We start from the raw sequence: 10,127 nt of genomic DNA, 5'->3' as shown, positions 1-10,127 counted from the left end.
CCGTCGCGGTCTCGGCGTCGAGCGGCTTGCCGTAGACGTGGCCGCCGAACTCGAACGCCGAATCGCTGCCGATGACGATCCCGTCGATCTCGGGGCCGAGCACGGCCTCGGCCTTGAGCCTCGCGAGCAGCAGCACGGTCTGCGCCGCCGTGAGCGCCGCGCCGCGCTCGGCGGCCGCAGCGTCCTCCGCCGCGCGCTCGTCGACGTGGCTCGGGATGACGACCGGTTCGATCCCGGCCTGGCGCAGCAGCATCAGTCGGGCGGGCGATGTCGAGGCGAGATAGAGGGTCGTCACAGCGCCATCCTTCGCCGGGGTCGGCGTTCGGGTCCTCATGCCCCGCCGGACGGGGCCGGAAAGTCGGTCTCGACGCGACGGCGCGGTGCCCGCTCAGCTCGGCGTGAAGGTCGCGACGAGTTCGACGTGGTGGGTGTTCGGAAACAGGTCGTAGCCGCGCACGGCCGTCGCCTCGTAGCCTCCGGCGCGCAGCAGCGCGGCATCCCGCGCGAACGCGACCGGGTCGCAGGCGACGTAGACGAGCTGGGCGGGGTGCATCGCGAGCAGCTCGCCCACCACCTCCGCGCCCGCGCCGGATCGCGGCGGGTCGAGCACGACGGTCGCGGCGCGCTGCCGCGTGCGCTCGAGAGCCGTCGCCTGGGCCGCCGCACCGCGGATCCAGTGCTCGACCCGGCCGGTCACCGCCTGGGCGCCGACCCAGTCGGAGAGGTTCGCACCGGCGTGCTCGGTGGCGTGCTCGGAGCTCTCGACGCTGGTGATGCGGGTGGCCGAGCCGAATCGGTCGCCGACCGCCGCGGCGAGCAGGCCGACTCCGCCGTAGAGGTCGAGGTTCGCAGCCCGCGGGTCGAAGAGCGCCTCGTCGATCGCGCCCTGGACAGCGTCGTACAGTGCTTCCGCCCCGAGACGGTGCACCTGCCAGAAGCCGCCGAGGTCGAGGGCGAACTCGCGCCCGCGCACGACCTCGGTGATCGTCCTGGTCGGGGCCGCGGCAGTCGTTGGTCGGCTGCCGCGCCCCGCGGGGCAGTGGAGACCACCGGCCGAGACAGTGACGACATGCACCTGCCTCGTCGACGTCGCCGCCAACTCGACGGAACCGCCGCCCGCGAAGAAGCGCGTGCTCAGCGGCGCCTCGGCTTCGAGCGCGGGCAGCGCGAGGGGCAGCGACTCGACCGGGATGACCCGGTGGGAGCGGGCGGCGAAGGGGCCGACCACGCCGTTCTCGGCGACGTGCAGAGTGACGCGGGTGCGCCAGCGGGTGCCGTCGACGGTCTCGCCGTCGAGCGGCTCGATGGCGACCGGGGTGTCGACACCTGCCATGCGCTTCAGGGCGTCCGCGACGACCTGGCGTTTCAACTCGCGCTGGTGGGCGAGCTCGATGTGCCCGAACTCGGCGCCGCCGGGGCGCTCGGCGGGGTCGCGCCCGAGCGCGGCCTCCGCCCAGACGTGCTCGCGGCGGTGCGGCGACGCATCCAGCACCCGCACCGTCTCAGCGCGCCAGAACGACTTCTTCGCATCGTCCGACACCCGCGCGAGGACGCGCTCGCCGGGGATCGCATCGGCGACGAAGACGACCCGCCCCTCGTGGCGCGCGACCATGACCCCGCCGTGGGCGACGCCGGTCACGTCGAGTTCGATCTCCTGTCCGGGCATCAGCCGAAGGTGCGCCAGGCGCGCGGCAGCGGCTGTCGCGGCACGCCCGAGCGCACCCAGCGGGAGCGCACCTCGGATTCCTCGCGCAGCGCCTCGGCGCGCACCTCCTCGCCGATCTCCGCCGCGACGACGACGCTCACCGCGGCGACCTCGGTCTCGGTGAGCCCGCGCGTCTCGACGCGCAGCGCCGCCGCGGCATCCGGACTCCAGAGCGAGCTCACAGCGGGATGTTCCCGTGCTTCTTCGGCGGCATCGAGGCGCGCTTGGAGCGCAGCGAGCGCAGTGCCTTGACAACGGCCGAGCGCGTCGCCGCCGGTTCGATGACGGTGTCGATCTCGCCGCGCTCGGCGGCGAGGAACGGCGAGGCGACGCTCGAGACGTACTCGTCGGCGAGCTTCTGGCGCAGCGCCTTGGTGTTCTCGCCGCGGTCGTGCGCGGCGTGGATGTCGGTGCGGTAGAGGATGTTCACCGCGCCCTGGCCGCCCATCACCGCGATTTCGGCCGTCGGCCAGGCGAAGTTGATGTCGGCGCCAAGCTGTTTCGAGCCCATAACGATGTACGCGCCGCCGTACGCCTTCCGAGTGATGACGGTCACGAGCGGGACGGTCGCCTCGGCATAGGCGTAGAGCAGCTTCGCGCCGCGACGGATGACGCCCGTCCACTCCTGGTCGGTGCCCGGCAGGTAGCCCGGCACGTCGACGAGCGTGAGGATCGGGATCCCGAACGCGTCGCAGAAGCGCAGGAACCGGGCGGCCTTCTCGGCCGCGTCGATGTTGAGGGTGCCCGCCATCGAGTTGGGCTGGTTGGCGATGACGCCGACCGAGCGGCCCTCGATGCGCGCGAAGCCGACGACGATGTTCGGGGCGAAGAGCTCCTGGATCTCGAGGAACTCGCCGTCGTCGACGATGGCCGTGATGATCGTCGCCACGTCGTAGGGCTGGTTGGAGGAATCCGGGATGACGAGGTTGAGGCGCTTGTCCTCCTCGGTGATCTCGGTCTCGACCTCGACCTCGTACACCGGCGCGTCGCTGAGGTTGTTGTCGGGCAGGTAGCCCAGCAGGGTGCGTGCGAAGTCGAGCGCGTCGTGTTCGTCGCTCGCGAGGTAGTGCGAGACGCCCGAGAGCTTGTTGTGGGTGAGGGCGCCGCCGAGCTCCTCGAAGCCGACGTCCTCGCCGGTGACGGTCTTGATGACGTCGGGGCCGGTGACGAACATGTGGCTCGTCTTGTCGACCATGATGACGAAGTCGGTGATCGCCGGGGAGTACACGGCGCCGCCGGCGGCGGGCCCCACGACGATCGAGATCTGCGGGATGACGCCGGAGGCGGCCGTGTTGCGGCGGAAGATGCGCGCGTACTGACTCAGCGCCACGACGCCCTCCTGGATGCGCGCCCCGCCGGAATCGAGGATGCCGACGATCGGCACGCCCGTCTTCAGGGCGTGGTCCATGATCTTGGTGATCTTCTCGCCGGCGACCTCGCCGAGCGAGCCGCCGAAGATCGTGAAGTCCTGGCTGAACACGGCGACCTGGCGGCCGTGGATCGCACCGACGCCGGTGATGACCGCGTCGCCGTACGGGCGCTTGTCCTCCATCCCGAAGCCGTGCGAGCGGTGGCGCACGTACTCGTCGAACTCGACGAAGGTGCCGGGATCGAGCAGCTCGAGGACGCGCTCGCGGGCGGTGAGCTTGCTTTTGGAGTGCTGCTTCTCGGCGGCGGCGGCCTCCTTGGCGGTGACGGCCTCCTCATGGCGGCGCTTGAGGTCGGCGATGCGGCCGGCGGTGGTCGTCAGATCGGGGGCCTGGCCCTGCGAGTCGGTCACTTTTTCACTCTACCCGGCAGCCTTCGGGCGATTCCTGTGGCAGGTTCCGACAAATCGGCGACGAGAATGTCGTGGTGTCCGCGCTCCTGCTTCCCACCGCCACGGCGGTCGCGTCGCGTCTCGTCGTCGTCGACCGCACCGGCTCGACGAACAGCGACCTCGTGCGCGCCGCCGCCGCCGACCCCGCCGGGTGGCCGCACCTCTCGGTTCTGGCGACCGACGACCAGGTGGCGGGGCGGGGCCGGCTCGACCGCTCGTGGCAGGCGCCGGCCGGCACCTCGCTCGCCGCGTCCGTGCTGCTGAGGCCGGCCATCGCCGCGGGGAACTTCGGCTGGATTCCGCTGCTCGCCGGCCTCGCAATGACGCGCGCCATCCGCGCCGCCGGCGCAGACGGCGCGCTCAAGTGGCCGAACGATGTGCTCGTCGGCGGACGCAAGGTGTGCGGGATCCTCGCCGAGCTCCTGCCGGGGCCTTCCTCGTCCGCCGCCGGCGGGCAGCCGACCACCGGAGTGGCCGTCGTCGTCGGCTCGGGCGTCAACCTCGCGATGACCGAGGCGCAGCTCCCGGTGCCGACGGCGACCTCGCTCGCGATCGAGGGCGCGGACCCCGATCCCGACGCGCTGCTCGCCGCCTACCTCGGCGGACTGCGCGACCTCGTCGCCCTGCTCGAAGCCGACCCGGACGCCGCCCGCGCCGAAGTCGTCACCGGCCTCGCCACGATCGGCAAGGAGGTGCGCGTGCAGCTGCCGAACGGCGGCACCCTCACCGGCACGGCGACCGGGCTCGACGAATCCGGTCGGCTCCAGGTCGATAACGATGCCGGAACCACCGCCGTCGGCGCCGGCGACGTCACCCACGTGCGGTATTAAAGGAACATGCCCAAGGCGCCGCAGCCGACCCAGACGCAGACGCAGCCTCAGGCCGCGCCTGCCGAGCGGGTCGTCGCGCGCCTCAGGCCGCATGCGAGGCGCCTCGTCGTCCCGGCGATCCTGCTCATCGCGATCTCGGGGCTGTACGGTTATTTCGCGGCGGCCTTCGATCAGGGCTGGGAGAACCTGCTCGTCCTCGCGGCGGCGCTGCTCGCCGGAATCCTGCTGTTCCTGCTGCCGCTCATCGCCTGGCTGGGCAGCCGCTACATCGTCACCACCCGCCGCCTCGTCGTGCGCCGTGGGGTGTTTGTGCGGGTGCGGCAGGAACTGCTGCACAGCCGCGGCTACGAGGTCGTGCTCAGCCAGGGGCCGCTGCAGCTGCTCTTCGGGTCAGGCACGCTGCGGGTCGCAACGGGCGGCGAGACTGCGCTGACGCTGCGGGACGTGCCGCGGGCCAGGGTCGTCCAGAGCGCGCTGCACGACCTCATGGAGCACGCGGCGACGCTGCAGACCGGTCAGCGCCAGGTCATGCAGACGAAGGTCTTCACAGACCAGACGACTGTGTGGACGGGGCGTTGAATTCGGCCACCTCGCCGTCCCAGCGGGCGCTGACGGCGCGCTTGGGCGAGTAGACCCACCAGCGGTAAAGGGCGAAGCGGAACAGTGTTCCGAGCGCCAGGCCGATGACGTTGTTGGAGATGTTGTCGGCGAACTGGCTGCTGAGGTGCATGAGGTAGTGCGAGACGCCGACGCAGAGCAGCGGGATGGCGAGCGAGGCGACGCTCACGATGAAGAACTCGGCGCCCTCGCGCGTCGCGCTGGACTGCCGGTCGGCGCGGAACGCCCAGTAGCGGTTGCCGACCCAGTTGACGACGATCGCCACGACCGTGGCGACGATGGTCGCGTAGATCGCCCCGTAGCGGTCGTGCTGGTTGGTCCAGATCGTCGAGCGGAGTGCGTTGAACACGACGAAGTTGACGACGACGCCGACCCCGCCGACCACACCGAACCTCAGCACCTGCTTCAGCAACGGGATCATCAGTCTGCTTTCGTACGCGAAAATGGACAGCGGGTCCGGAGTCAGGGTACCCCCCGGGCCGATGAAGCACCTGAACGTGTGGAGGGAGGACTTTGTGAGCGGGACCACGGTCGGCGTCATCGGCGGGGGCCAGCTCGCCCGCATGATGATCGCGCCCGCTGTCGAGCTGGGCATCGCGATCAGGGTGCTCGCCGAGGCGCCGCACATGTCGGCCGAGCTCGCGGAGACGACGGTGGGCGACTACCGCGACGCGGCCACCGTGCTGGAGTTCGCGCGCACGGTGGACGTCGTGACCTTCGACCACGAGCATGTTCCGCAGCACGTCCTGCGCGCGCTGGTGGGTGCCGGAATTCGGGTGCACCCCGGCCCCGACGCCCTGCTCTATGCGCAGGACAAGCTCCTCATGCGCGCGAGACTGTCGGAGCTCGGCCTGCCGGTGCCCGACTGGGCGGCGGTGGAGTCGGCCGAGGCGCTCGAGGAGTTCCTCGCCGCGCACGGCGGACGCGCCGTGGTGAAGACGGCGCGCGGCGGCTACGACGGCAAGGGCGTCCGGGTGGTCTCCGATGCGCACGGGGCGGATGACTGGTTCACCGCGCTGGTGGAGGACAGCAACGGCGGGGCGCTCCTGGCAGAAGAGCTCGTCCCCTTCCGCCGGGAGCTCGCCCAGCAGGTCGCGCGCCGCCCCTCCGGCGAGGTCGTCGCCTGGCCCGTCGTCGAGACCGTGCAGAAGGACGGGGTGTGCGCCGAGGTCGTGGCGCCGGCGCCCGCGACGGCGGAATCCACCGCCACCGAGGCCCGCGACATCGCCATCCAGGTCGCCGAAGGCATCGGCGTCACGGGCGTGCTTGCGGTGGAGCTCTTCGAGACGCCCGACGGCCGCGTGCTCGTCAACGAGCTCGCGATGCGCCCGCACAACTCGGGTCACTGGACCATCGACGGCTCCGTGACGAGCCAGTTCGAGCAGCACCTGCGCGCTGTGCTCGACCTGCCGCTCGGCTCGCCGGCGCCCCTCCAGCCGTGGGCGGTGATGGTGAACATCCTCGGCGGCCCTGCGGGCGAGTCGCTCGTCGACCGCTATCCGCGTGCGCTCGCCGGGCGCCCCGCGGTGAAGGTCCACGGCTACGGCAAGGAGCCCCGCCCGGGGCGCAAGGTCGGCCACGTCACCGCGACCGGCGATGACCTGGATGCCGTGCTCGCCGACGCCCGCGGTGCCGCCGCCTGCTTCCTATAGGTCCGCGGTCGAGGCCTCGTACGCGTCGACCACGGTCTGCGGATCGCCGTCGAGCCGGAGCTCGCCGTGGTCGATCCAGATCGCCCGGTCGCAGGTGTCGAGGATCGACTGCATGGAGTGGCTGACGAGGAAGGTCGTCCCCGCCTCCTCGCGGAGCTCGCGGATGCGCTTCTCGCTGCGGTCGCGGAACGCCTTGTCGCCGACGGCGAGCGCCTCGTCGACGAGGAGGATCTGGTGCGCCTTCGCCATCGCGATCGAGAACTTGAGCCGCGCCGACATGCCGCTCGAATAGGTGCGCATCGGGTAGTTGAGGTGCTCTTTGAGGCCGGAGAACTCGGCGATGTAGTCGTACGACGCCTCGGCCTCGGCGGGGGTCATCCCGAGCGCGAGCGCGCCGAGGTTGATGTTCTTATGGCCGTCGAGGCGGGGCAGCAGGGCCGAGCCGACGCCGAGCAGGCTCGGCTGGGAGGTTGCGTACACTGCGCCCTCGCTCGCCGGGGTGAAGCCCGCGACCGTACGCAGCAGCGTCGACTTGCCCGAGCCGTTGTGGCCGATGACGCCGATGTTCTCGCCCTCGTAGACCGTGAAGCTCACGCCCCGCAGCGCATGGACCTCTTTGATGCCGCGCTCGAAGCGGCCGACCCGCCGTCCCACCCGGCGGCCGGTCGCATACACCTTGTACCGCACGTGCACGTCGTCGACGATGACGACGGGCCTGCGCTCGCTACTCGACACGCCCGTACCTCTCTTCCGCGGACCAGAAGAACAAGAGCCCGATCACCGGAAGCAGCACCGACCACCCGACTAGGGCGGTCCATTCCCACTGGGTGAGCGGCCCGTAGCCGGGCAGCAGGAAGCTGTGCATGGCCTCGACGAAGTCGTACACCGGGTTGATCTGGAAGAGGTGGATCAGCGTCTGGTTCTTCGTCACGGACTGCAGCGTGAAGAAGATGCCGCTGCCGTAGAACAGCAGCCGGTTGATGAACGGGATGATCTGGCTGAGATCGCGGAAGTGCACCGTGAGCCGTGCCGAGATGAGCGCAAGGCCTGTGTTGAGCAGCGTCATCAAACCGAGCATCGGGATGACGAGCAGCCAGTTCCAGCTCGGCCATTGCTGGAACGCCAGCAGTGCGAGCACCAGCACGACCCACATGGGCCAGAGCTCGAAGATGTTGCGCAGGACGGCGCTGATCGGCAGCAGGATGCGGGGGAAGGCGAGGCTCGTCACGAGCGACTGGTTGCCCGTGATCGACTTGGCTCCCTGATCGAAGCACTTCGCGAAGAACTCGAACGTCGTCACGCCGACGAGCAGGTGCGGCACGAAGTTGTGGGGTCGATCGGGGCCGAGGATGACGCCGAAGAGCAGGCCGTAGATGACCGCCGAGAGGAATGGCCGCACGATCACCCACAGCGAGCCGAGCCGGGAGTCCGAGTCACCCGCCTCGACGGTGTAGCGCGAGAGCGTGATCGCGAAATAGCGGCGGCGCCAGGCCTCGGCGAGATACCGACCGAGCGGGGGTCTCGCACCCATGCGGGACAGACCGTACTTCTTGGCCATCTCCGCCGCGGCGCTATTGGTCACGTGCCGAAACCCTAGCAGCGCGGGTCTGGGGAACCTCTCAGGCCGCGCCCGCGTGGCATCCGGCACCGCCCCAGGCGCGCTGCCTAGCATGGTCGCATGCCTACCGACGTCGCCATCATCATGGGGTCCGACAGCGATTGGCCGACCATGAAGGCGGCGGCGGAGATCCTCGACCAGTTCGGCGTCGGGTACGAGGCCGATGTCGTCTCGGCCCATCGCACCCCCGAGACGATGATCGCCTTCGGCAGGGCCGCTGCCGGCCGCGGCATCCGCGTCATCATCGCAGGAGCCGGCGGCGCGGCCCACCTCCCGGGCATGGTCGCCTCGGTGACGACGCTTCCCGTCATCGGCGTGCCGGTGGCCCTCCAGCACCTCGATGGCATCGACTCGCTGCTCTCGATCGTGCAGATGCCCGCGGGCATCCCGGTTGCGACCGTGTCGATCGGCGGGGCCGCGAACGCCGGATTGCTCGCCGTGCGCATTCTCGCCTCCGGCGACCCGGCGCTCAGCGCCGAACTCGCCGACTACGCCGCATCGCTCGCCTCTCTCGTCGACGAGAAGAGCAAGGCCCTCAAGAACGCATGACGCTCTCGACTCCGATCCGGAACCCGGATGCTCGGTCCGAGGCAACGATGACCCGGCGCGGCTGGTGGCTCGTCGTCCTCAACTTCCTGCTGCCGGGCAGCGCCCAGCTCATCGCGGGCAACCGCGGCCTCGGCAGGTTCGGGTTGCGGATGATGCTGCTGTTCTGGCTCATCGTCGCAGCGCTCGTCGTCGTCTTCCTCGTCAAGCGCACCCTCGTCATCGAGTGGGCCACCCAGGCCTGGTTCCTCGCCGGCGCCGAGGCGTTCCTCATCGTCTTCGGCCTGCTCTGGATCGTCCTCACCATCGACACGCTGCGCCTGGTGCACTTCGTCAGGGTGAGTGGGGGCGGCCGGTGGGGCATCGCGCTCTTCACGGTGTTCGCCCTCGTCGGCGGTGTGGGCGTCGCCGGCTACGGCGTGACCCTCACCGCGACGGTGCGGCAGACACTCGGCGACATCTTCACGAGCGGGCCGAGCGAACCGCCCGTCGCCGGCCGATACAACATCATGCTGCTCGGCGGCGACGCCGGCCCCGGCCGCTCGGGCATGCGCCCCGACTCGATATCGGTCATCAGCATCGACGCGACCACGGGCAAGGCCGTCAACATCGGCCTGCCCCGCAACCTCGACCAGATTCCGTTCCGGAAGGGCTCGCCAGCGGCGCAACTCTATCCGAGCGGATACGGCACCGGCGGGCGCTGCGACGTCGACGTCTGCCAGCTCAACTCGATCTACACCGAGTTCACCATCTACAAGTCGGCACTCTACAAGGGCCACATCACCGCCCACTCCAGCGCGGGCATCGAGGCGATGCGCGACGCGCTCGAGGGTGCGACGGGCCTCACGATCCAGTACTTCGCGGTCGTCGACATGGAGGGCTTCGCCCAGCTCGTCGACGCGCTCGGCGGCGTCACGATCGACGCGAAGGAGAAGCTGCCGATCGCCGACAAGGGCGACGCGAACGGCAATCCCATCACGACGGGATGGATCTACCCCGGCGTCCAGCGCATGGACGGTCACACCGCCCAGTGGTACGCCCGTTCGCGGGAGACGACGAGCGACTACGACCGGATGGCCCGCCAGCGCCAGCTCGAGAACGCGATCCTCGCCCAGATGAACCCGGCGAACGTGCTCACGAAATTCCAGGCCGTCGCCGCGGCCGGCAAGCAGATCATCACGACCGACATCCCGCAGTCGATGCTGAGCTATTTCGTCGACCTCGCCGACAAGACGAAGTCCGTCGGCATCGTCTCGCTCGACCTCGTGCCGCCCACCGTGCCGGACCCGTCGAACCCGGACTGGGCGGCCATCCACGCGCTCCTCACGAGCACGATCGC

At 70.2% G+C, this 10,127-nt stretch carries 12 protein-coding genes; 5 read left to right on the top strand and 7 right to left on the bottom strand.

Annotated features, from left to right (window positions below; genetic code table 11):
* From M7D61_RS08730 to M7D61_RS08715, 4 genes are all read right to left on the bottom strand, one after another.
* The coding region (locus M7D61_RS08730; protein WP_366083931.1) for a Maf family protein at positions 1 to 295 on the bottom strand (295 nt) is incomplete at its 3' end.
* 93 nt (positions 296 to 388) lie between these two features.
* Positions 389 to 1,666 (bottom strand): TRAM domain-containing protein, encoded by a 1,278-nt coding sequence (locus M7D61_RS08725; RefSeq protein ID WP_298229582.1) that lies wholly within the window; start codon positions 1,664 to 1,666, stop codon positions 389 to 391.
* Positions 1,666 to 1,887 carry a hypothetical protein gene (locus M7D61_RS08720; protein WP_298229580.1) on the bottom strand — a complete coding sequence of 74 codons (222 nt, stop codon included), beginning with the start codon at positions 1,885 to 1,887 and terminating at the stop codon, positions 1,666 to 1,668. Before M7D61_RS08720 ends, M7D61_RS08725 begins: the two co-directional genes overlap by 1 nt.
* Entirely contained in the window at positions 1,884 to 3,485 is a 1,602-nt protein-coding gene (locus M7D61_RS08715; RefSeq protein WP_298229578.1) for an acyl-CoA carboxylase subunit beta, read from the bottom strand. The genes M7D61_RS08720 and M7D61_RS08715 overlap by 4 nt, the downstream gene beginning before the upstream one ends.
* 74 nt (positions 3,486 to 3,559) lie before the next feature.
* On the opposite strand from M7D61_RS08715, the gene M7D61_RS08710 reads away from it, so the two are divergent.
* On the top strand, positions 3,560 to 4,354 hold the full coding sequence (locus tag M7D61_RS08710) for a biotin--[acetyl-CoA-carboxylase] ligase (protein ID WP_298229576.1): 795 nt from the start codon (positions 3,560 to 3,562) through the stop codon (positions 4,352 to 4,354).
* Positions 4,355 to 4,360: 6 nt separating this feature from the next.
* Positions 4,361 to 4,933: a PH domain-containing protein gene (locus M7D61_RS08705; protein WP_298229574.1), complete on the top strand. Its 573-nt coding sequence runs from the start codon at positions 4,361 to 4,363 to the stop codon at positions 4,931 to 4,933.
* Here M7D61_RS08705 and M7D61_RS08700 read toward each other — a convergent pair.
* Positions 4,899 to 5,393, bottom strand: coding sequence for a GtrA family protein (locus M7D61_RS08700; RefSeq protein ID WP_298229572.1), 495 nt, complete (start codon positions 5,391 to 5,393; stop codon positions 4,899 to 4,901). The two genes, M7D61_RS08705 and M7D61_RS08700, sit on opposite strands and share 35 nt — an antisense overlap.
* 94 nt (positions 5,394 to 5,487) lie before the next feature.
* On the opposite strand from M7D61_RS08700, the gene M7D61_RS08695 reads away from it, so the two are divergent.
* Positions 5,488 to 6,624 carry a 5-(carboxyamino)imidazole ribonucleotide synthase gene (locus M7D61_RS08695; protein WP_298229570.1) on the top strand — a complete coding sequence of 379 codons (1,137 nt, stop codon included), beginning with the start codon at positions 5,488 to 5,490 and terminating at the stop codon, positions 6,622 to 6,624.
* Here the strand turns inward: M7D61_RS08695 and M7D61_RS08690 are convergent.
* Positions 6,619 to 7,359, bottom strand: a complete 741-nt coding sequence (locus tag M7D61_RS08690) for an ABC transporter ATP-binding protein (protein WP_298229568.1) — start codon at positions 7,357 to 7,359, stop codon at positions 6,619 to 6,621. The genes M7D61_RS08695 and M7D61_RS08690 overlap by 6 nt on opposite strands.
* Complete coding sequence (locus M7D61_RS08685; RefSeq protein WP_298229566.1) at positions 7,349 to 8,206, bottom strand: ABC transporter permease; 858 nt, start codon at positions 8,204 to 8,206, stop codon at positions 7,349 to 7,351. Before M7D61_RS08685 ends, M7D61_RS08690 begins: the two co-directional genes overlap by 11 nt.
* Positions 8,207 to 8,302: 96 nt before the next feature.
* On the opposite strand from M7D61_RS08685, the gene purE reads away from it, so the two are divergent.
* On the top strand, positions 8,303 to 8,791 hold the full coding sequence (gene purE, locus M7D61_RS08680; RefSeq protein ID WP_298229564.1) for a 5-(carboxyamino)imidazole ribonucleotide mutase: 489 nt from the start codon (positions 8,303 to 8,305) through the stop codon (positions 8,789 to 8,791).
* On the top strand, positions 8,788 to 10,127 hold a 1,340-nt coding region (locus M7D61_RS08675; RefSeq protein ID WP_298229562.1), incomplete at its 3' end, for an LCP family protein. The genes purE and M7D61_RS08675, both read left to right, overlap by 4 nt.

This window comes from Gryllotalpicola sp., assembly GCF_027352875.1.
Lineage (GTDB): Bacteria > Actinomycetota > Actinomycetes > Actinomycetales > Microbacteriaceae > Gryllotalpicola.
Note: the sequence above shows the minus strand (reverse complement) of the source record. Positions and strands in the feature narration are given on the sequence as shown.